Raw genomic sequence first — 21,288 nt, 5'->3', positions numbered from 1 at the left:
GTCTGCTTCAAATTTAAGTGCCCGTACAGCGGGCCATAAAGGTAAAAATTACAATGAATATTCGTACTCTTTTAATCGAAAAAGCAATTGCTGCTATGGTTGCAGCAGGGTTACCTGAAGACACTAACCCAGCGGTAACACAAAGCACACGTCCACAGTTTGGTGATTATCAAATCAATGGCGCAATGGGCGCAGCTAAAAAACTAAAATCAAACCCGCGTGAACTTGCACAAAAAATTATCGATAATCTAGACCTTACTGATATCGCAGAAAAAACTGAAATCGCAGGCCCTGGTTTTATCAACATTCACTTAAAGCCTGAGTTTTTATCAGCTAGCTTAAAAGCGGCAAACGAAGACGAAAAACTCGCAGTTGCGCCACATGCAACGGCGCAAAAAGTAGTGGTTGATTACTCATCTCCTAACCTTGCCAAAGAAATGCACGTAGGTCACTTACGTTCAACCATCATTGGTGATGCAGTTGTTCGTGCCCTTGAGTTCCGTGGCGATGACGTTGTTCGTCAAAACCACATGGGTGACTGGGGTACACAGTTTGGTATGTTAATCGCGCACTTAGAAGATCAAATCAAGCAAGGTGTTGATTTAGAATCAGTGGCGTTAGCTGATTTAGAAACCTTCTACCGTGATGCGAAAAAGCGCTTTGATGATGAAGAAGGCTTTGCTGATAAAGCCCGTGATTACGTTGTTAAATTACAAGGTGGCGATGCACACTGTGAAAAACTGTGGAAGTTATTCATTGCCACGTCTGTAAAGCACTCTGAAGAAGTTTATAAGCGTCTAAACGTAACACTTACGCAAGATGACATCATGGCAGAAAGTGCCTACAACAGCGAACTTGCCAACATTATCGCGCTATTAAAAGACAAAAATATTGCCGTTGAGTCTGACGGTGCGCAAGTGGTGTTTTTAGATGAGCTGGCTAATAAAGACGGCGAGCCTTCAGTGTTTATCGTACAGAAATCAGGGGGTGGTTTCTTATATGCAACAACTGACTTAGCTGCTTGTGATTACCGTTCGAATAAACTGGGTGCGGATCGCATCTTAATCTTTGTAGATGCACGTCAAAGCTTACACTTCAATCAAGTTGAGCTAACAGCACGTAAAGCGGGTTTATTACGTGATGAAACAAGTTATGAATTTTGCCCATTCGGTACCATGATGGGTGAAGACGGCAAGCCATTCAAAACTCGTACGGGCGGTACAGTTAAACTTGCTGATTTACTTGAAGAGTCAATTACCCGTGCAGCAGCTAAACTTGCTGAGCGTGAGTCTGATTTAAGCGACGAAGAGCGTAGCGAAATTGCCCGTAAAGTAGGTATTGGCGCAGTGAAATATGCGGATCTGTCTAAGCACCGTACTAGCGACTATATCTTCAACTGGGACACAATGCTGAGCTTTGAAGGTGCGACAGCGCCTTACTTACAATATGCATATACGCGTGTTCGCAGTATCTTCCGTAAATCAGGTATTGATGCGGCGTCATTAACAGCTGACGTTGCAATCAACGAGCCACAAGAAAAAGCGCTGGCACTTAAACTTCTTCAGTTAGAAGAAGTACTTGATCTAATGATCAGCGAAGCAACACCGCACGTATTATGTGGGTACCTATATGAACTAGCAAGCCTATACATGACGTTCTACGAAGCATGCCCAGTTCTAAAAGAAGGTGTAGAGCCAAGTGTACGTGACAGCCGTTTAGTACTGTGTAATTTGGTTGCGAAAACACTGCACTCAGGGTTGGATCTTTTAGGTATCGAAGTCATGGAGCAAATGTAATCTGCTTCGTGTAGTTCGCTTTGACTGCGTTGTCGTGCTTTTTTAGCCTTAGTCACATACAAAATGTATGCTCCTAGGCATAAAAAAGCACTCCGCCTTGTCAGCACTCCTACACTTGCAGAAGGCTTAAGTACTTATAGGGATAAGTCGGTTTTCCGCCTTGTCTTAGGCTAAACTACTTAGGTGAATTCTGCTTCGTATAGTTCGCTTTGACAGAACATTTGCAGGAGGCTTAAGTACTCAACGATAAGTCGGTTTTCCGTCTTGTCTTAGGCTAAACTACTTAGGTGAATTCTGCTTCGTGTAGTGCGCTTTGAAAGTACTCTTCCACTTGCAGAACGTTTAAGAACTCATAGCTTTGTAGGTTGGGTAGAGCTAAGCGAAACCCAACAAATTGACAGCTCAATAACCTTGATTAATCTTTAGCTGATAGCGATAGAGGGAATTTTATGAAACTTGAAGATATTCGCCGTGAATATTTACAGGATGGTTTATCTGAAGAAATGCTTGATGCATCTCCAATCAAGCAGTTTGAAAAATGGCTTGAGCAAGCTGTTGCCACTAATTTGCCTGATCCTACGGCAATGGTCGTCGCAACCGTTGATGAGCATGGTCAGCCTTCGCAGCGTATCGTGCTGTTAAAGCATCTTGATGAAAATGGCTTTGTGTTTTTTACCAATACCGGCTCGCGCAAAGCGCAGGAGCTAAAAGGTAATAACAAAATTTCTCTTCACTTTCCGTGGCACCATATGGAGCGACAAGTCATTGTCTATGGTGAGGCTAAACCCTTACCAACAACGGCTGTGGCGAAGTACTTTTTATCGCGTCCAAAAGAAAGCCAGTTAGCTGCATGGGCATCAGAGCAAAGTCGTCCTGTGTCATCGCGTAAGGTGTTGATGGAAACATTCGCGAAAATGAAGCAAAAGTTCTCTGAGGGTGAAATTCCACTCCCCGATTTTTGGGGAGGCTACTGTGTTGAGCCGACTAAAATCGAATTTTGGCAAGGCGGAGCACACCGCTTACATGACCGCTTTATGTATCAACGCCAAGCCGATGGCAGTTGGCAGTTTGGTCGTTTAAATCCTTAAATGCGTTTTATTGATTCCCACTGCCACCTTGATTTTAGCGAATTTGATGAGACTCGCACAGAGCTTATCAAAGCATGTAAGCAAGTGGGGATTGAACATTTTATTGTGCCGGGTGTGAGCTTGGCACAATCTACAAAACTATTCTTTTTTGCTCAATCAGAGCCAAGTATCTCAGTTGCTTTAGGCTTACATCCTTATTTTTTATCTGATCACCAAACTCATCACCTTGCTGAATTAGAGCAGCTAGCAAAAGCCCATTTAGGGCAATTTATCGCCATTGGTGAGTGTGGCCTAGATCGTAGTATTGATGACCTTAATAAACAAACGCAGCTTTTTGAAGGACAAATAGAGCTTGCCAACCAACTTGCTTTACCACTCATTGTGCATCACAGACAAAGTCATGATTTAATAGCTCGCTCATTTAAGCGCTGTAAACCCAAATACGGTGGGGTTATTCATGCCTTTTCAGGCTCTGAACAACAAGCCCAGAGTTATATAAAACAAGGGTTTAAGTTGGGGATCGGTGGCGTGATAAGTTACCCGCGAGCGGGTAAAACTCGTAAAGTTATAAGCGCAATTGAGCCACAGCATTTAGTGCTTGAAACCGATTCACCCTCAATGCCGCTAGCTGGTTTTCAAGGGCTGGTAAATACACCACTTAAAGTGCGTGATGTATTTGCGTACTTATGCGAACTTAAAGGTATAACGGGCGATGCCCAAGAAGAGTTTGCTCAGGCACTTTATGAATCTTGCTCCGCACTTTTTCGCATATAACGATTGACTTGCCAACGTTTTAACCCTCGGCCAAGTTGCCAAGTAAAAATACAAGTAATTACTAGCATAAGAAGCACTTGGCGGCCTAAATCATGAAAGCTGCTGTGGCTTGTCGCTATTGAAGCTTGTGTTAAATAAGTAATAGCAACAAAGCCAATAGGGCGCTCGTCATCACTTATCACAGGTTCTACGAAAGGGGTTTTTAAGCGGCTAATGCCAGGTGTTGAATCTGGTAGTAAGCCAAAGGTGTGATGGCTTTGCCAGTTATCACTTGCGGCTATTTGTATCCCTTGTTGATCATAAATCGTTGCTGCTAAAACAAACTCATCTTCAGCTATGTTATTGCACAGCATATTTAGCGCAGGCTTATTCTTCTCCTGTAGAGGGGTCTGAGCATTGAGAGCCATAAATTTAGTTAGGCTGATAGCGGTGCTATTTGAACTGTCATAAAGTAGTTGATGAGACTGAAAACTACTATTAACCGCAACCCAACTTAAAAGCACAAAACATGCGGCCGCTAAGCTTAATCGCACAAGTCGTTGGCGATAGCTGGCGGAAAAAGGAGGCTTAAGATGGTTATTTTTCATAGTCACCGAATGCGCTGCTGACAGCTTTTATGATTGATGATACAACTAAGTCTGTATAATAACCTTATTAGTTAATTGATTACGAGTAGCAAATACGCGTTTAATCACAGACATAAGTCTAATTGGAGCCACTATGTCACAGCTTAGCTTAGCTGCAACCAGTTCAGCAAATTTAGCCGAAGAAATAATACTAAATTGCTGGTATGAAATTAAAAATAATCATCTTATTCAAACCAATTTACTACCTAAAGCAAATCATGGCGTAGCAAGTGTTGCATTTGGTTGTGACTTCTCAGCGGCTAAGTTGCTTAATCTTGTAGAGTTTTTGTCGCAACATGGTTTTAGTAATCTATCTATTTGTTGCTACCAGCCTACAGAAACATTGTTACCAGCATGGTGCCTATACAGTGATTCACAAAAGCCATTGAGTCCTTTGTTATTGCAAGCGTTTTCTGCTGAGCAAGGTTATCAGTTAGTGCAACTTACAAACCCTGCTAACGTGAATGAAGCAGGGCTTTTATTAATGGATATGGACTCTACAGCGATTACGATTGAGTGCATTGATGAAATAGCACGTTTAGCTGATGTGTACGATGATGTTGCAGCTGTAACTGCGCAAGCGATGGCTGGTCAACTTGACTTTACACAAAGCTTAAATCAACGAGTAGCAAAGCTTGCAGGTATCGATGTAGCGTTAATCAATGAGCTAAAACTAAATCTACCTCTGATGCCTGGCATTACCGAATTGTGCCAGTATCTAAAAGCGCACAATTGGCACCTTGCTATTGCTTCTGGCGGTTTTGTACCATTTGCAGAACACGTTCAATCACTTATTGGTCTTGATGAAGTACACGCAAATACACTCGAATTTAAAGATAACCGCCTGACAGGTAAAGTAACCGGAACGATTGTTGACGCCGAGCAAAAAGCACGCGTTCTTGAGCAAATTCAACAGAGACTCGGGCTTGATAACCGTCAAACCGTTGCCATGGGTGACGGCGCTAATGATTTAAAAATGATGGCTAAAGCAGGGCTTGGTGTTGCTGTTCATGGTAAACCTAAAGTAGTTGAACAGGCAGATACAGCTATCAATGAAGGTTCTCTGTTACAAGTTGCATATCTACTTGCAATCCCATTAGATTACACGCTTTAACCATATTTTTTTACGCTTATTCATTTCAGTTTTGAGTACCTCATCAATATCAAAATGAGTAAGCGCTTCATCCGTAATGTCAATTACATCACCAACCCCTGCAACAGCCCAGAGTGCTTCTTCAAGGTCTTTTGCTTTATGTAGCGCATACTGGCTTACATATTTAAGCTCATTTGATAAATAGTCTATATCTGGGCGGCCGGTGCGAGACACATATAAACGAAAGATAAACACTAAATCATTTTTGAGTGCTTTTTTTATAAATAAGGTTTGTGGTTGATAGTCATCTTCACTAATACAGCGGCTGGTTATTGCTTCGTTGATTGTTGCTTTACGTGGATCAAAACGTACAAATAAAGTAAATGGTAAAGGCGGATCTTGGCGGCTACGATCTTTAATTAGTGGTGTGATCACCTCTGTGATCTGATCGGTAGATAAAAAGCCATCGATCTGAGTTTGCTCATTTAGCAGGGCAAAGTTTTGTAAAAGTATATGTAATGGCGTCGGATATAAGCCAAGCCCGATCGCGCCTGCCTTAAAATGAGCGGCTTCTTTATGGAAGTACAACGGAAGCTGGCAAACACTTTTAGTCACCATGTTTCTTAGTGCTGTAGAAAGCCCTGGAATTTTTGGGGACTCTTCACAGGCGTGCAACTTATCTTTATTGTTTTCAATTAGAGCCGTAAAAAACTGAATGCCCATATGGGGTAAGTCAGTAAGACGGTGTACTTTTAAGTTAACTGTTGTTAGTGATTTGCTTATCGCCATCACTTCGTAAGCAAGGCTTGATAAGTCATGTTTTTTAGTTATTTTTTGTAAATCGGGAAGGCCTAACTTAATTATATCGCCTTTTTTAAACTCAACAGGGTTATCACACTCAATTTGTAGGCCCATGACCGATAGATCACGAGTATAGCCTGAAATTAATTTGTCATTATGAGCAACAGAGACCGCTGTTTTATATAAATAGCGTTTATGAGCGCGTAAATTGACGTACTCAAGTGCGACAGGTGTAAGTGGTGGCGGTGTTTTATGTTTAGTATGACCAAACTGCTTTAATTGATTCACTAAGCGCTTGTCGAATGTACGTTGCTGGTAAGTGTGTTGCTCATACTTCGAACCAACAGCGGTTAGAATCAATAAGTACTTAACATCTTTAATCAGCCCCTGAACTCTAGGGCTTGGTGGTTTATTTAGCTTTTCGATATCTTTACCTGCACTACTCGGTAAAGATAGCGGAATATATGAATCTTCAGGGTGGCTTGGCATTAATTGTAACTTAAAGCATTGCCAGCTTTCTTTTTGACTACCAAAACCAAAAAATAAATTGCGAATTTCAGGTTGGCTATCAAGTTCCGTTCGTGTGGCTGAGTAATAGTAAATCTTTCCAGCGACCACATGCGTAAAGGTATACAGGTACTCCTCTTTTACCGCATCGGTAGTGCTTAACAGATGACCTATGCGCTGTTGGTTTATAATGCTATATAAGCATGACAGCTTACGTTCATCACAAAAATAACGATGTATAAACGCATTATTTTCGGTTGTTAATGCTAAAGTGGGGTATAACTTATTACCTTGTAAGCTTAAAAAAGTGTAAAGCGAGGTAACACGCGGGATATAGTATTGTTCATAGCCTTTCGAAACAACCGCATCCAAGGTGTTATCGAGGTTAATCTTGTAGCGGCGCTTATTGCCGTGAATAAAGCTTTTTAGAAAGCTATCGAATTGTTCATTATTCTCAATAAAGGTGCGTTTTAAGCGAACATGATTGTACTCACGCGACACTTGCTCTACAGCAACAACTTCGTATTGAATGCCGTTTTTTAAACCTAACTCAAAGTCTTGTTCAAGCCCAACTAAGCGTAAACCAATTAATTGTCCCTTGGTGACTTTGTATTTAGGTGAGAGCTTGATTTTTGCGCCGCTTAGGGAGATGTCTGAAGTTGAAGCCGATATTTTGCCGCTCTTATCTAGCTCAACAGTAATTTTTATTGAGTAGTTCATGCGCTCTTCACGACGACTTTCATAAGAGGCAAATTTAATTACCTTGGCAGGTAAGTCGCCGTTATCTTCGATTGAAGAGGTATTTTCGTTTGCTTTTTTTTGCATTACTCTGTGGTTATTTTCGGTGTTCATAACCGCTTCGTATACAGCAAGCGTGTAACCACCGTGGCGTTTGATTGCGTCTTCGAACACCTCAATGGCCATGTCGTCCATAAAATGCTGTTTGCCTTCGTGTTCGTAAGGCCTAACTTGACCGGTAACTTGACCTCGTAAATCAATAAAACGAGCCACAGGCTGAGATAAACGTGACATTTCCATTTTGATCAAAAACTGCTCTGGCTTTGTTAAGCTAGCTGTCTTTGATTTAAATAGTTTGTCGAACTGGGGAGTGCCTAAATGTGCCTTGAGTTCTTCAACAAGGTCTTCATATTTAAGCAGTATGTCTTCAGCCATTTATAAAACCATCACCGTCAATCGAAAAAAGTAGGTATACTAGCAGGCAACCACAGTGTTAAAACGCCTTACGAACCACTTTTTATTTCATTAGTTATTGTTATAGGTATTCGCCAAATAAATGGCAAGCACTGTAAAACTTTATTTGTAAGCAAAAACTATGCCCTAAAATATAGCGTTATTACGCAGTTAAGCGAATAAAGCCTTAAGGGAATTGATTTGAGGCACGTCCGTTGTGTGTCGTCACTAGAGATGCCGACATCTTAAATCGTTAGTTCTGTTATCTATTGTACATTTAAATACATCACAAATCAGCGACCAAAATAGGTAAAGCTCAATGGCAAAATCAGCAAAAATCGAATTTGTCTGCACTGAGTGCGGCATGAACTATCAGCGTTGGCAGGGGCAATGTAAATGCGGTGCTTGGAATACACTGGCAGAATTTAAACCTTCAGCAGGGCAATCTAAACAGGCTGCAAGTCGCGCTGCGGTGGCAGGCTATGCGGGAGGCGCTGGTGGCGGTTCCAAAAAAATTAATGAGGTAGAAACAGCGGAAGCTGAAAAACGTCTGACTGAAATAGGCGAACTTGATCGCGTGCTTAGTGGCGGTGTAACGACAGGTTCGGTGAATATTATTTCTGGTGATCCAGGGGCAGGTAAAACGACCTTGTTGTCCGATTTAATTGCGCGTATGTCAAAATTAATGCCTTCTTTGTACTGTACTGCTGAAGAATCATTATCGCAGTTTAAAAATCGAGTTAATCGCTTGCGTTTGGATTATAACCAAGATGAGCTTTACTTACTCTCTGAAACCAGTGTTGAAGCGATTATCGAAGAGCTTGATAAAAATAAAATTAAGTTTGCTGTTATTGACTCAATTCAAGCTGTGGTAACTGAAACAGCAAACGGCAGCCCAGGTTCACCATCGCAAGTAAAAAGCGCAGCACAAGCGTTAACACAATACTGTAAGCAACATGACGTGACTATGTTTATCATTGCTCATGTTAATAAAAATAATGAAATAGCGGGTCCGCAAACGTTAGTGCATATTGTTGATGCACTGCTGCATATAGACACTAACGACGGACAAATACGTACTTTACGTGCCAACAAAAACCGTTTTGGTGATATTGATACGGTGGGTATTTTCAGAATGTGTGAGCGCGGTATGCTCAGTGTTGATAATCCAAGTGAGATATTTTTATCGGGTTCAAGCACTGAGTCGCCAGGTTCAGCAATCACCTGTATTCGCAAGGGGAACCGTAACCTCCTTCTAGAAATTCAATGTTTAACAACAGAAACTGAAGCAGAGTTTCCACAACGTGTTTGCGTTGGATTGAATATGAATCGAATTAAAATGCTGACAGGTATTTTACGCAAACATACAAAAACGAAAATTTTCCATGATACTTTTTTCAATATTGTTGGCGGTTTAAAGATAGATGAGTCAGAGACTTGTATTGACCTTGCCTTAGTCACGGCACTGTTAAGCAGCCTCAATGAATTTGTTGTGCCTAGGACAACTTGCATCATGGGGGAACTGAGCTTAAACGGTGATGTCAGACCAATAGATAGTGGCGTGCCGCGAGTAAAAGAGGCTGCACAGCATGGTTTTACAGAGATATTTATTCCATATCGAAACTACCATAAATCAATGGAAGGTTTAGGAGCAAAAATTACACCAGTGAAAACGGTGCATGAGCTCTTGTCATTAATTAATTAGTGACAATTTGATAAGCTAGGGCAGTGTTGACCTTTAAGCTCAACACTCTCAAGAAATTAGCACCAACTTAAAGGAAATAAAATGAAGAAGTTAGTAATTGCAGTTGCTGTCGCAGCTGTTGCAGGTGGCGCATATTATGCGAACTACACAGCAACACAGGAAGTGAAAAAAGTGGTTGATCAGCAAATCGCTGCACTTTCAGCTCAAAGTGGTGTTGAGGTGATGTATGACGATATTTCAGCAAGTGTATTTAGTAACAGTGTGCAGCTATCTGGTATCAAAGTGCAAAGTGTTGAAGGGGATGAGCAAGTTGCCAGTATTGATACCATTGAAGTGACAGGCTATGAGGAAGATGCCATTCCTCCGCACACTGGGTTTGTAATGACTAACTTTCGCTTTAGCGATTCTTTCTTAACGCAACTGCCACAAAGTGCCAATAGTAAACTAGCCTCTACGAGCTACAACGTAAACTCATCGCTTGATTACAATAAAGACTCAGGTGATAGTGACTTTGCACTGAAAGTAACCGCAGCAGATGTAGCTGATGTTACGTTTAATTTAGGATTAGCCAAGTCTACCCCTTTGATGGAAGCATCACTTGCTATTAGCCAACAACAAAAAGCCTCTGGCGGTGCACAACCAACCCTTGAGCAGCAGCTTCAGCAGCAGTCAAAAATGATGGCTGCTATGTCAGAGTTAGAACCTCGCAGCGTTGAATTTGCGATTGAAAACGAAGGTGAATTAAAAGCGGTAGTAGAAAGCTTTTTAGAAGCGCAAGGTATGACGCATGAGCAATTTCAGCAGATGGTCACAATGCAGCTGCAACAGGCCCCTGTTAGCGCAGATTTAGCGACAGCGATTATTAATTTTGCCAATGGTTTATCTTCATTATCTTTGTCTGCAAGTTTACCTGAGGGCAAAACGATGCTAGAAATTAACCAACAAATTATGAGCCTAGCTGGTCAACCAGAAGAACTTGCTAAATTTATTAATTTAGACGCTAAAGGAGAATAAGTAACTAACGTTAAGTTACTTATTCTTCTAGAAAATGGCCTTAAAGGCTAGCTGTATTAGACTGGCTAACTTTAAGGTTGTTTTTCACACGGTTAACTCCTTGACTGTGCTCTAAAAACTTTTGTGCTAATGCGCGTTTAAAGCCCGTTTCCGTGGAGCCATATAATTCAATCGTATCGCCGTTAACAATAACTTGTAGGTTCTCGATAGAAAAATTAGGGTTACTCATCAGCTTTTGAAGAGCTAATTGCTGAAGTCGAGGCTGAGCCGATGTGCTAGTAGTTAATACACTGGTATTAGCGCTAACTTGTGTTGCGCATGCAAGTAAAAAAATACAACAAAATGATGTAAGTACTACTGTTAGTTTGAAACGGTTCATACGATTCCCTCGTGAATGATGAGCATATGCTGAACCAGTTACAATTTTTATTCCAAGATGTAATGCATTGATTTTAAAGAGTAATATATTGTTTATAGTTTTTTCAGTAAAAAAGCTATGAATTAATTACACACTAGTTAGTAAAAATGGCAGCAAAAAGTACACACAAAAATGCCGTGACAAGCACGGCATTTTTTAGTTATTACAGCATCTACGAAGGTTATTTTTTCTTTTTCGCTTTTACCTTTGCTTTCTTTTTAGCCTTCATCTTTATAGGATCCTTTTTCTTTTTCGACGGGATCTTTGCTTCTTTGTGTTGTGGCTCTAATCCTTTAATAACACGACGCTTTAACTTTTGTTCAATATAGCGTTCAACCTTGCCCAAAATAGCAACGTCATGTGCTTCTACAAATGAAATTGCTGTGCCTTTTTTACCTGCACGACCGGTACGGCCAATTCGGTGCACATACACATCTGCTGTACGGGGCATATCAAAGTTAATTACATGGCTAATATCAGCTACATCAATACCACGCGCCGCTACGTCAGTTGCAACTAAAATTTTATTGCGACCAGAATGGAAGTTTTCCATTGCTTTCATGCGTTTATCTTGTGGCATTTCACCACGTAGCCAAGCAACACGAAGCCCTTCGTTATTTAGAGCGCCAATCAGAGTTTCAAGGCGCTCACGTGTTTTTACAAAGACAATGGCTTTTTGCAGATCGTCACTGTTAAGCGTATCAATGAGCATCTTTAATTTGTGATTATAATCATCTGCTAAGTGCACCCATTGATGAATTTTGCCTTTTTCTTTGCGTGACGATTCTGCTTCGAGTAGTGCAGGATCATTCAAAATGCGCTCGGCAAATAACTCAACGCTGTCGCCTTCTAATGTGGCAGAGAATAAGAAGCACTGACGACGATTACGCGCTTCATCACAGATACGTAGCATTTCTTTGCGAAAGCCCATATCAAGCATGCGATCCGCTTCATCGAGAATAAGCATTTCGACGTTTTCAGCGTGGAAGTTCTCAGTTTCGAGATATTCCATTAAGCGACCTGGTGTCGCAATAAGAATGTCGTTATTGCTTTCAAAAATCTCTTTATGTGTCCCGTAGTTAATACCGCCCGTTACAACACCTATTTTTAAGTGCGTTTGTGCAGCTAGCAGTTCACATTGCTCATGAATTTGATAAGCAAGTTCACGAGTGGGGGTCATGATCAGCACCCGTGCAAAACCTGGATCGCGACGTGGGAAGTCAAGCAAGTATTGAATTGCAGGAATCAAAAACGCGGCTGTTTTACCCGTACCAGTAGGGGCAGATGCCAAAATATCACGACCTTGTAGTGCTTCAGGGATCGCTTGTTGTTGAATACTTGTTGGCGTATCAAAACCCATTTTATTGATGGCATTTAACAGCTTGTTATCGATATCAAATTCAGAAAATTGCATAGAGTGACATAAATAGAGGACAATTAGACTTGATTATACTAGCTATCAGCACTGTGGTGAATGAAAAGGTGAAAAAATGTCAGGCTTTGTGTTTAAACAATTTACAGTTGAGCAAACTCGTTCTGCGATGAAGGTTTCGACAGATGGTATTTTATTAGGTGCTTGGGCTGAATTGGCAAATGCAAAATCCCTTCTCGATATAGGTACAGGAACGGGGTTGCTTGCTTTGATGGCAAAACAGCGTGCTCCAAAGGCGAAAGTGGTGGCAATCGAAGTAGATGTTGAGGCGTGTATTGACGCTAAGTTTAACTTTGCAAATAGTCCTTGGCCTGAGATTTGTTTACATCATGGTGCCATACAGTCTTTTCAATCAACACAGCCCTTTGATGTAATTATTACTAACCCTCCGTATTTTAATGCGAGTCTAAAAGGGGACAATGAAGCACGTAATACGGCGCGTCATACAGATGGTCTTGGTTTTTCTGAGTTAATTGAGTGTTGTACTAAGTTAAGTCACGCCAACACCTTACTCAATGTAATTTTACCCTGCAAAGAGGCATCTTCTTTTATTGAACAAGCTAAGTGTAAAGGGTTGAACTTGGCGCGTATGTGTAATGTACGAACCACATTAAAAAAATTACCTAGCCGAAGTTTAATGTTATTTTCTTTACAGCCAGAGGTTTGTCAGACAAGTTCTTTGACTATTCATGCTGCAGAAGGCGGCTATAGTGATGAGTATGTTTCTTTGTGTAAGGATTTCTATTTAAAAATGTAACTATCTAAAAATAGAGTGTTTACTCAAGCCTTGCTATAGTGGTGGCGTTTTAAAATTATAAGAGCTGTTTATGTTACGTTTATCTATAACTTTAAGTGCATTACTTTTCTCTCAATATACTTTTGCTGCGTTGAGTCCTGTGGGACTTTGGAAAACAATAAATGAAGAGACAAACGAAGCAAAATCACTGGTACGCATTAGCGAACAAAATGGCGTATTAACAGGAAAAGTAGAAAAAATTCTCAATCCAGCAAAGCAGGATGCTATTTGTGAAGAATGCGATGGTGATAAAAAAAACCAACCAATTCTTGGCATGACAATAATTGAAGGTGCAACCGATGCGGGAGATGGAAGCTGGCAAGATGGTGAGATTCTTGACCCGAATAGCGGTAAGACCTATACCTTAAAACTAACGCCACAAGAGCAAGGTCAAGTGCTTGAAGTTCGCGGTTATATTGCTTTTTTCTACCGTAACCAGTATTGGCAGCGTGTAGAGTAAACAAGAGAAAAGCCAAGCAATGCTTGGCTTAATATGCGTTATTTTTATAAGCTTTCGCTGTACTCAGTCATGACTTGTTCAACCCACGAGGCAATGCGTTCATCGCTCAGTTCATATTGACTGTCTTCATCAAGTGCTAAGCCAACAAACTGTTTACCATCTTCAGTGAGTGCTTTTGAAGCCTCGAATTCATAACTGTCATCATTTGGCCACTTACCTAATAAAGTAATCGTTTGGTCGCAAATTTCATCGTGTAACATACCGAGCGCATCTTGAAACCACTGGCCGTAACCTTGTTGATCGCCCATACCAAACAGAGCCACGGTTTTACCATTTAGGTTAACATCTTTAATGTCGTCCCAGATTGATTCCCAATCTTCCTGTAATTCACCGAAGTCCCACGTTGAAATGCCGAAAATAACAAAATCGAATTGCTCAGCATTTTTTAATGGCTCATCTTTGATATTGTGAAGACTCACTATGTCTTGGCCGATAATATCGCGAATTTTTTCAGCTGCTATTTCTGTGTAGCAGGTTGTAGAACCATAAAATAAACCAATCTGCATCGTATTTATCACTGTGTATTTGCCTGATATGATAGGTGCAAGTTTACCGTAAGGTATAATCAATTGATACCTTGATAAGGATGAGAGTACGCGTGGCTGATCATAATTTTCCCGCAGAGAAAGTGTTAATGTCGCCTAACAATGCCGAACATTTAGAGTTATTTTTAGATACGCTGTATCTCGAACAAGGCGTTAGTGAGAATACGCTGGCTGCGTATCGAAGTGACCTTGAAAAGTTTTGTCAATTTTTAAAAGATAAAGATCTTCTAGCTGTGAGTAATGAAGATATTGAAGCGTATTTAGCATATCGCGTTGATTTGGGACTTAAATCACGCAGTACCGCGCGTAGTATTAGCGCACTTAAACGTTTTTATCAGTATTTTGTTCGCGAAAAAGCGATAGCTGATTCGCCGATGGTCAATATTGCTCAGCCAAAAGCAGGGCAGTCATTGCCTAAAACGCTGTCTGAAGCCGAGGTTGAAGCACTCCTTGGTGCTCCTGATATCGAAGATCCAATGGGGCTTCGCGATAAAGCTATGCTTGAGCTTTTATATGCAACAGGACTTCGTGTTACAGAGCTAGTGGGGCTTCGAATGGAGCAGATTAACTTGCGTCAAGCTGTGGTGTTTGTAAAAGGTAAAGGTAATAAAGAACGTTTAGTTCCCCTAGGTGAAGAAGCCATGTATTGGCTTGAACAGTTTTTAAAAGTGGGCCGTTCACATATGATTAAGCATGCCACTGATTTTGTGTTTCCATCTAAACGTGGAATCGGCATGACACGACAAACCTTTTGGCATCGTATTAAACACTATGCTATTTTGGCATCAGTTGAATCGCCATTATCACCACATACGCTGCGTCATGCGTTTGCAACGCATTTGCTTAATCATGGAGCTGATTTGAGGGTGGTACAAATGATGTTAGGTCATAGTGACTTATCAACAACCCAAATTTATACCCATGTAGCCAATGAGAGATTGAAGTCGGTACACGAGCAACATCACCCACGTGCGTAGTGCAAGATTTTTAAAGATGTACCGGTCTATACTAGAAATGATCAGGATATAGGATAGTTATGAAAAAGTTAGTTTTAGCCACGGCATTGCTTGGCACAAGTCTTAATGTGATTGCCAATGGTGTATCGACCACCGACGCTGCAGATGCGCCTATCATCGCTAAATTTGCCGAATTAGGTGTAACCGTAAAGCAAGTAAATCCAAGCCCTGTCGCTGGTCTTAAAGAACTGATTACAGATAAAGGGGTACTTTACGCAAGCCCTGATGGTCAATTTTTAATGCAAGGTACATTAATCGATCTAGAAAATCGCGTAAACCTTACAGAACATGCATTAAGCGATGTACGTAAAGCCGGTATTGCTGAATATGAAGACTCAATGATCGTTTACAAAGCAAAGAATGAGAAACACTCAATTACCGTATTTACTGATATCACCTGTGGTTACTGTCGTAAATTACACCGTGAATTAGATGACTTTTTAGATGCAGGTATCACAGTTAAATACCTTGCTTTCCCACGTGGTGGTTTACGTGGAAAAGGCTACCAAGATTTAATGAATGTATGGTGTGCAAAAGACCCTGCTGAAGCGCTTACAGAAGCCAAAGCGGGTGCAGATGTTGCCGCTGTTGAAGGGTGCAGTGCGCCAATTGCAGAGCATTACCAGTTAGGTCAAAGCTTTGGTATGTCGGGTACGCCGGCTATTATTTTAGAAGATGGTACGATGATCCCTGGTTATCAATCAGCTGCGCAAATCAGCCAAGCACTTGATGCATTGCCAAAAACATCTTCATAATCTTTTTATAAAAAGGCCTATTTAGGTAGGCCTTTAATCTGCTTTAAGCTAAGAAAGTAATACGTCCAACATGGAAAAAATAATCCAAGTTCGTCCTCGTGTTGATGACTCATATCTTCCACATCACTTACATCCTGTTATCAAGCAAATTTATGCCTCTCGTCAGGTTCAAGATGCCAAAGAATTAGATAATAGTGCAGCAACATTACATGACTTTAAGCTGTTTAAAGACATAGACAGAGCTGTGTTGTTATTACAAGACGCGCTGGCATCACAAAGCCGTGTGCTAATAGTGGGTGACTTTGATGCCGACGGTGCAACGAGCACCGCAACCTTGATGCAAGGTTTGGCTATGTTTGGTTTACAGAACCTTGACTATTTAGTGCCGGACAGATTTAGCCTTGGTTATGGTTTGAGCCCTGCACTTGCTGAGCAAATCGTGACAATGCAGCCTGAGCTGGTGATTACCGTCGATAATGGTATCTCCTGTATTGATGGCGTTGCTATTGTAAAGCAAGCAGGTATTAAAGTGCTGGTCACTGATCATCACTTGCAAGGTGAGGCATTACCAAATGCCGATGCGATAGTGAACCCTAATCGCCATGACTGCTCTTTCCCATCAAAATCCATTGCAGGGGTTGGCGTGGCGTTCTATTTACTGATTGCACTGCGCAGCCATTTACGTGAACAAGGGTATTTTCAGCATAATCCAATGCCTAATTTGGCCGAATTACTTGATATTGTTGCTCTTGGCACTGTAGCTGATGTAGTTGCGCTTGATGCCAATAACCGCACCTTAGTGCATCAAGGTTTAGCACGTATTCGAAGTGGTAAAACACGCCCTGGGATCAGTGCGTTAATCGAAGTGGCAAATCGCAATGCAGCTCGTTTAAGTGCCAGTGACTTTGGCTTTTCATTGGCGCCACGCTTAAATGCAGCAGGGCGTTTAGATGATATGAGTTTAGGCATAGCCTGTTTATTATCAACCGATATAAATCAAGCACGCCGTATTGCCGGCGAGCTTGATAGCCTTAACCATGAGCGCCGTGAAATAGAGCAGGGCATGCAAACTGAAGCACAAGCCGTACTTGACCGTTTAGCGTTTAAAACTGAGTCAGTGCCGGATGCCATTTGTTTATACCAAGCCGATTGGCACCAAGGTGTCATTGGTATTTTGGCTGGGCGCTTAAAAGAGAAGTATCACCGTCCTACGGTTATTTTTGCCGCTGGCGATAACGGCGAAATAAAAGGCTCTTGCCGCTCTATTGAAGGGCTGCATATGCGTGACTTACTAGAACGAGTAAATACACTCTATCCGCATTTGATCAGTAAATTTGGTGGTCATGCTATGGCGGCGGGGCTGAGTATCAATGAGCAATGCTTTAATGAATTTAAAGCGGTGTTTGAGAAAATGGTGACCGACACACTGACTGATGAGCATAAACAAAGCATTTTGCTAACCGACGGTGAACTGCCCAATGACTGCTTTTCGATGGAGTTCGCCAATCAGCTAAAAAATGCAGGACCTTGGGGGCAGCAATTTCCAGAACCTGTGTTTGAACATGTTTTCGAAGTAATACAGCAGCGTATTGTCGGTGAAAAGCACTTAAAACTGGTTTTAAAGCATCAATCAGGGCGCTTAGTTGACGGTATTGCATTTGGTGTTGACGTACGAGCATGGCCAGACACTGAAGTGAGATACGTCAAAGCTGCTTATCAGCTCGATATAAATGAATTCCGTGGCAAATTTTCGTTACAACTGATTATTCGAGAGCTACAAAAAGTGACATAAAAATATCGTCTTTATCGGCATAAAAGGCTAATAAAACGCTCGGTTTTTTGTTAAAATCGGGCGTTTTTAATATTTGTAGATAATTTACCGTAATTATTGTCGTAAGCTGTGCGCGGTAAATCAGCCATTTTGGAGTAATGTACATGTTTGAAGTGAATCCTGTGATTAACCAAATCAAGGAAATTCGCGAACGTACTGAACTGCTTCGGGGGTACCTTTGACTACCCTCTTAAGAAAGAGCGGTTAGAAGAAGTTAACGCAGAACTTGAAGATTCAGCAGTATGGAACGAGCCAGAGCGTGCGCAAGCGTTAGGCCGTGAGAAGTCATCACTAGAAGCTATCGTTGAGACCATTGATAATCTCGTTACGGGCACAGACGATGTTGAAGGCTTAGTTGAACTTGCAGTGGAAGCTGAAGACGAAGAAACTTTCCAAGAAGCTGAAGCTGAACTTGAAGATTTAAATGCACAACTTGAAAAGCTTGAGTTTCGTCGTATGTTCTCTGGCGAGCAAGATCAAAACGATGCTTACCTTGATTTACAATCAGGCTCAGGCGGTACTGAAGCACAAGACTGGTGTAACATGTTACTGCGTATGTATTTACGTTGGGGTGAGGCAAAAGGCTTTAAAGTTGAACTTGTTGAAGCAACTGATGGTGATGTGGCTGGTATCAAGGGCGCAACAGTGCGCTTCGTTGGCGAATATGCATACGGTTGGTTACGTACAGAAACAGGTGTTCACCGTTTAGTGCGTAAGAGCCCGTTTGACTCAAGTGGTCGTCGTCATACCTCGTTTGCATCGGCATTCGTTTACCCAGAAATCGACGATAATATCGAAATTGATATTAATCCGGCTGACCTACGTATTGACGTTTACCGTGCATCTGGTGCCGGTGGTCAGCACGTAAATACCACTGAATCTGCGGTGCGTATTACTCACGTGCCAACCAATACGGTTGTTCAGTGTCAAAATGAGCGTTCACAGCACAAGAATAAAGACCAAGCAATGAAACAGCTAAAAGCGAAATTGTTTGAACTTGAGCTACAAAAGCAAAATGCAGAGAAACAAAGCCAAGAAGATGCAAAGTCAGACATTGGCTGGGGTAGTCAAATTCGTTCATACGTGCTTGATGACTCGCGCATTAAAGACTTACGTACAGGCGTTGAAAATCGTAATACTCAAGCGGTTCTTGACGGCGACTTAGATAAATTTATTGAAGCCAGCCTTAAATCTGGCCTATAACCACCAAGCTAAAAAAGAGCTAAAAAATGACTGATCAAATCCAAGACGAAAATAAGTTAATCGCTGAGCGTCGTGGCAAATTAGACGCAATCCGCGAAAATTGCCCTGCCAACGGTCATCCAAACCAATTCCGTCGTGAACATTACACGGCTGATTTGCAAGCTGAGTTTGGTGATAAATCGAAAGAAGAATTAGTTGCTGAGCAGCACGTTGTATCAGTAGCGGGTCGTATTCTTGCGAAACGTGGTCCTTTCCTTGCGTTACAAGACATGAAAGGTCAAATTCAAGCGTACGCGTCAAAAGACGTACAAAAAGAGTTAAAAGCAAAATACGGTCAACTTGATATCGGTGACATCATCGGTGTTAAAGGCGCACTTAATAAGTCAGGTAAAGGTGACCTATACGTAGAAATGACAGAGTACGAGCTACTGACTAAGTCATTACGTCCATTACCAGAAAAATTCCATGGTTTATCAGACCAAGAAACTAAATACCGTCAACGTTATGTTGACTTAATCACTAACGATGCGACGCGTGAAACATTCCGTATTCGCTCAAAAGTTGTTGAAGGTATCCGTCGTTTCTTAGCAGAGCGTGACTTCATGGAAGTTGAAACACCGATGCTACAAGTGATCCCAGGTGGTGCGTCTGCACGTCCATTCGTAACACATCACAATGCACTTGATATCGACATGTACTTACGTATTGCACCAGAGCTTTACTTAAAACGTTTAGTTGTTGGTGGCTTTGAACGTGTATTCGAAATTAACCGTAACTTCCGTAACGAAGGTTTATCAACGCGTCATAACCCAGAATTCACAATGATCGAATTCTACCAAGCATACGCTGATTACATTGACCTGATGAACATCACAGAAGACATGCTACGCACTGTTGCGACAGACGTACTTGGCTCACCTATTGTTGTAAACACAACGAAAGATGAAAACGGTGAAGTGGTAGACTCAGTAGAGTATGATTTTGGGAAGCCTTTTGCACGCCTAACAATGAGCGAAGCTATTCTTAAGTACAATCCCGACTTTGATGCGGCTGTATTTAATGACCCTGAAAACCATTTTGAAGAACTTAAAGCGTACGCGAAGCAAGTACACGTTAAAGTGCCAGAAAACTGCGTATGGGGCCCAGGTAAGTTCTTATGTGAAATTTTCGAAGAGACAGCTGAGCACAAGTTAATTCAACCAACTTTCATCACAGCTTACCCGTGGGAAGTATCTCCACTTGCGCGTCGTAACGATGAAAACCCGTTTGTAACTGACCGTTTCGAGTTTTTCGTTGGTGGTCGTGAGTTAGCCAATGGTTTCTCTGAGCTTAACGATGCACAAGACCAAGCTGAGCGTTTCTCGCGTCAAGTTGAAGAGAAAGACGCCGGTGATGATGAAGCAATGCACTACGACGAAGATTACATTCGTGCGTTAGAGTACGGCTTACCGCCAACAGCGGGTGAGGGCATTGGTATCGATCGTCTAGTGATGTTATTTACTGACTCACCAACAATTAAAGACGTGATTTTATTCCCACACATGCGTCCTCAAGCTGATTAATCAGCTAATGTCTTTAAAACGCCGCTTTTAAGCGGCGTTTTGTTATCAGAAAATTCTGAAATTTTCCACTTATCCCCTTACATTCTTTTTTTAATTAGCTGATCTAAAAAGAGTTACTGAATTGCTATTTTTTCATAGTAACTTAGTTTTAACTTTTTATTCTAAAGTGTAATTGTAATAGTGTTATTTTTAACCTGGTTATGAGAAAATTGCGCGATTATCATCCAATGCGTAAATGGACTTTATAATAATGAAAAAGAAGCCTTCGCAGTTGCCTACTGAAGCAAATAAAAGCGATCACCAGCGTGATGCGTTTTATCGTGCATGTATTGCTGAATTTCAACAATTGGGTTATCAAGATCAATATCTCGCAGAAATGACTGATGAGCTAATTCCTTTAACAGGCTTGGATATATTGACTAATAAGGAAAAACCAGCGAAAGACTGAGCAAAAAATTGTCTGTTTTTTGTTGTTATGACCATTCTGTGACCATCTACACTATTTTCCTTGAAAAGTGTTTGACATATTGCCTGAAATCTTTATTATACGCCCCACAAGATGGAGAGGTGGCCGAGTGGCCGAAGGCGCTCCCCTGCTAAGGGAGTATAGGGTTT

19 protein-coding genes are annotated in these 21,288 nt (G+C 41.4%); 14 read left to right on the top strand and 5 right to left on the bottom strand.

Going from position 1 to position 21,288, the window contains the following annotated elements; all coding sequences use genetic code 11:
* Window positions 1-53: 53 nt before the first annotated feature.
* From argS to NYF15_RS04820, 3 genes are all read left to right on the top strand, one after another.
* On the top strand, window positions 54-1,796 hold the full coding sequence (gene argS / locus NYF15_RS04830; RefSeq protein ID WP_371352979.1) for an arginine--tRNA ligase: 1,743 nt from the start codon (window positions 54-56) through the stop codon (window positions 1,794-1,796).
* 449 nt (window positions 1,797-2,245) lie between these two features.
* Entirely contained in the window at window positions 2,246-2,884 is a 639-nt protein-coding gene (gene pdxH, locus NYF15_RS04825; protein ID WP_062569566.1) for a pyridoxamine 5'-phosphate oxidase, read from the top strand.
* On the top strand, window positions 2,885-3,658 hold the full coding sequence (locus tag NYF15_RS04820; protein ID WP_371352978.1) for a TatD family hydrolase: 774 nt from the start codon (window positions 2,885-2,887) through the stop codon (window positions 3,656-3,658). It begins immediately after the preceding gene.
* Here the strand turns inward: NYF15_RS04820 and NYF15_RS04815 are convergent.
* Window positions 3,625-4,245 (bottom strand): AhpA/YtjB family protein, encoded by a 621-nt coding sequence (locus NYF15_RS04815; RefSeq protein WP_130149613.1) that lies wholly within the window; start codon window positions 4,243-4,245, stop codon window positions 3,625-3,627. The two genes, NYF15_RS04820 and NYF15_RS04815, sit on opposite strands and share 34 nt — an antisense overlap.
* Before the next feature lie 133 nt (window positions 4,246-4,378).
* On the opposite strand from NYF15_RS04815, the gene serB reads away from it, so the two are divergent.
* Window positions 4,379-5,398: a phosphoserine phosphatase SerB gene (gene serB, locus NYF15_RS04810; RefSeq protein ID WP_130149614.1), complete on the top strand. Its 1,020-nt coding sequence runs from the start codon at window positions 4,379-4,381 to the stop codon at window positions 5,396-5,398.
* Here the strand turns inward: serB and NYF15_RS04805 are convergent.
* A complete protein-coding gene (locus NYF15_RS04805) occupies window positions 5,381-7,858 on the bottom strand; it encodes a PilZ domain-containing protein (protein ID WP_237118043.1) in 2,478 nt (825 codons plus the stop codon). The genes serB and NYF15_RS04805 overlap by 18 nt on opposite strands.
* A 337-nt stretch (window positions 7,859-8,195) precedes the next feature.
* Between NYF15_RS04805 and radA the strand changes: the two genes are divergently transcribed.
* Together radA and NYF15_RS04795 are read left to right on the top strand one after the other, a co-directional pair.
* Window positions 8,196-9,581, top strand: coding sequence for a DNA repair protein RadA (gene radA / locus NYF15_RS04800; protein WP_130149616.1), 1,386 nt, complete (start codon window positions 8,196-8,198; stop codon window positions 9,579-9,581).
* A gap of 81 nt (window positions 9,582-9,662) precedes the next feature.
* Complete coding sequence (locus tag NYF15_RS04795; RefSeq protein WP_371352977.1) at window positions 9,663-10,595, top strand: hypothetical protein; 933 nt, start codon at window positions 9,663-9,665, stop codon at window positions 10,593-10,595.
* 40 nt (window positions 10,596-10,635) lie between these two features.
* Here NYF15_RS04795 and NYF15_RS04790 read toward each other — a convergent pair whose 3' ends face one another.
* Together NYF15_RS04790 and srmB are read right to left on the bottom strand one after the other, a co-directional pair.
* Window positions 10,636-10,974 carry a BON domain-containing protein gene (locus NYF15_RS04790; protein ID WP_371352976.1) on the bottom strand — a complete coding sequence of 113 codons (339 nt, stop codon included), beginning with the start codon at window positions 10,972-10,974 and terminating at the stop codon, window positions 10,636-10,638.
* Window positions 10,975-11,194: 220 nt separating this feature from the next.
* Complete coding sequence (gene srmB / locus NYF15_RS04785) at window positions 11,195-12,427, bottom strand: ATP-dependent RNA helicase SrmB (protein WP_130149619.1); 1,233 nt, start codon at window positions 12,425-12,427, stop codon at window positions 11,195-11,197.
* Window positions 12,428-12,503: 76 nt separating this feature from the next.
* Here srmB and NYF15_RS04780 point away from each other — a divergent pair, with 76 nt between their 5' ends.
* Window positions 12,504-13,202: a tRNA1(Val) (adenine(37)-N6)-methyltransferase gene (locus tag NYF15_RS04780; RefSeq protein ID WP_371352975.1), complete on the top strand. Its 699-nt coding sequence runs from the start codon at window positions 12,504-12,506 to the stop codon at window positions 13,200-13,202.
* Between the two features lie 70 nt (window positions 13,203-13,272).
* A complete protein-coding gene (locus NYF15_RS04775) occupies window positions 13,273-13,701 on the top strand; it encodes a DUF2147 domain-containing protein (RefSeq protein ID WP_130149621.1) in 429 nt (142 codons plus the stop codon).
* A 44-nt stretch (window positions 13,702-13,745) separates the two neighbouring features.
* On the opposite strand, the gene fldB is transcribed toward NYF15_RS04775, so the two are convergent.
* Window positions 13,746-14,267, bottom strand: a complete 522-nt coding sequence (gene fldB / locus NYF15_RS04770; RefSeq protein WP_062570025.1) for a flavodoxin FldB — start codon at window positions 14,265-14,267, stop codon at window positions 13,746-13,748.
* A 128-nt stretch (window positions 14,268-14,395) separates the two neighbouring features.
* Here fldB and xerD point away from each other — a divergent pair, with 128 nt between their 5' ends.
* From xerD to NYF15_RS04740, 6 genes are all read left to right on the top strand, one after another.
* Window positions 14,396-15,283: a site-specific tyrosine recombinase XerD gene (gene xerD / locus NYF15_RS04765; protein WP_371353022.1), complete on the top strand. Its 888-nt coding sequence runs from the start codon at window positions 14,396-14,398 to the stop codon at window positions 15,281-15,283.
* A 59-nt stretch (window positions 15,284-15,342) separates the two neighbouring features.
* Window positions 15,343-16,077: a bifunctional protein-disulfide isomerase/oxidoreductase DsbC gene (gene dsbC / locus NYF15_RS04760; protein WP_130149623.1), complete on the top strand. Its 735-nt coding sequence runs from the start codon at window positions 15,343-15,345 to the stop codon at window positions 16,075-16,077.
* 70 nt (window positions 16,078-16,147) lie between these two features.
* Complete coding sequence (gene recJ / locus NYF15_RS04755) at window positions 16,148-17,869, top strand: single-stranded-DNA-specific exonuclease RecJ (protein WP_371352974.1); 1,722 nt, start codon at window positions 16,148-16,150, stop codon at window positions 17,867-17,869.
* Between the two features lie 143 nt (window positions 17,870-18,012).
* Window positions 18,013-19,111 (top strand): peptide chain release factor 2 gene (gene prfB, locus NYF15_RS04750; protein ID WP_130149625.1). Its coding sequence is split into 2 segments (ribosomal slippage): window positions 18,013-18,087 and window positions 18,089-19,111, totalling 1,098 coding nucleotides; the frame shifts between segments, so codons are not numbered across the junction.
* A gap of 26 nt (window positions 19,112-19,137) precedes the next feature.
* On the top strand, window positions 19,138-20,673 hold the full coding sequence (gene lysS, locus NYF15_RS04745; RefSeq protein WP_130149626.1) for a lysine--tRNA ligase: 1,536 nt from the start codon (window positions 19,138-19,140) through the stop codon (window positions 20,671-20,673).
* A 250-nt stretch (window positions 20,674-20,923) separates the two neighbouring features.
* On the top strand, window positions 20,924-21,121 hold the full coding sequence (locus tag NYF15_RS04740; protein WP_130149627.1) for a hypothetical protein: 198 nt from the start codon (window positions 20,924-20,926) through the stop codon (window positions 21,119-21,121).
* Window positions 21,122-21,288 lie beyond the last annotated feature (167 nt).

Origin of the sequence: Pseudoalteromonas sp. 68 DY56-GL68 (assembly GCF_041414825.1) — a bacterium.
Classification (GTDB): Bacteria; Pseudomonadota; Gammaproteobacteria; order Enterobacterales; family Alteromonadaceae; genus Pseudoalteromonas.
The sequence above is the reverse complement of the archived record's forward strand: the minus strand, read 5'-3'. Positions and strand labels throughout refer to the sequence as shown.

Bases quoted from the DNA above. Each gene is read 5' to 3' on its own strand.
- dsbC (WP_130149623.1), top strand. From the start codon at position 15,343: ATGAAAAAGTTAGTTTTAGCCACGGCATTGCTTGGCACAAGTCTTAAT.
- recJ (WP_371352974.1), top strand. From the start codon at position 16,148: ATGGAAAAAATAATCCAAGTTCGTCCTCGTGTTGATGACTCATATCTT.
- NYF15_RS04775 (WP_130149621.1), top strand. From the start codon at position 13,273: ATGTTACGTTTATCTATAACTTTAAGTGCATTACTTTTCTCTCAATAT.
- radA (WP_130149616.1), top strand. From the start codon at position 8,196: ATGGCAAAATCAGCAAAAATCGAATTTGTCTGCACTGAGTGCGGCATG.
- NYF15_RS04815 (WP_130149613.1), bottom strand. From the start codon at position 4,245: ATGAAAAATAACCATCTTAAGCCTCCTTTTTCCGCCAGCTATCGCCAA.
- fldB (WP_062570025.1), bottom strand. From the start codon at position 14,267: ATGCAGATTGGTTTATTTTATGGTTCTACAACCTGCTACACAGAAATA.
- NYF15_RS04805 (WP_237118043.1), bottom strand. From the start codon at position 7,858: ATGGCTGAAGACATACTGCTTAAATATGAAGACCTTGTTGAAGAACTC.
- NYF15_RS04795 (WP_371352977.1), top strand. From the start codon at position 9,663: ATGAAGAAGTTAGTAATTGCAGTTGCTGTCGCAGCTGTTGCAGGTGGC.
- lysS (WP_130149626.1), top strand. From the start codon at position 19,138: ATGACTGATCAAATCCAAGACGAAAATAAGTTAATCGCTGAGCGTCGT.
- NYF15_RS04780 (WP_371352975.1), top strand. From the start codon at position 12,504: ATGTCAGGCTTTGTGTTTAAACAATTTACAGTTGAGCAAACTCGTTCT.
- NYF15_RS04790 (WP_371352976.1), bottom strand. From the start codon at position 10,974: ATGAACCGTTTCAAACTAACAGTAGTACTTACATCATTTTGTTGTATT.
- argS (WP_371352979.1), top strand. From the start codon at position 54: ATGAATATTCGTACTCTTTTAATCGAAAAAGCAATTGCTGCTATGGTT.
- serB (WP_130149614.1), top strand. From the start codon at position 4,379: ATGTCACAGCTTAGCTTAGCTGCAACCAGTTCAGCAAATTTAGCCGAA.
- srmB (WP_130149619.1), bottom strand. From the start codon at position 12,427: ATGCAATTTTCTGAATTTGATATCGATAACAAGCTGTTAAATGCCATC.
- NYF15_RS04820 (WP_371352978.1), top strand. From the start codon at position 2,885: ATGCGTTTTATTGATTCCCACTGCCACCTTGATTTTAGCGAATTTGAT.
- pdxH (WP_062569566.1), top strand. From the start codon at position 2,246: ATGAAACTTGAAGATATTCGCCGTGAATATTTACAGGATGGTTTATCT.
- NYF15_RS04740 (WP_130149627.1), top strand. From the start codon at position 20,924: ATGAAAAAGAAGCCTTCGCAGTTGCCTACTGAAGCAAATAAAAGCGAT.
- xerD (WP_371353022.1), top strand. From the start codon at position 14,396: ATGTCGCCTAACAATGCCGAACATTTAGAGTTATTTTTAGATACGCTG.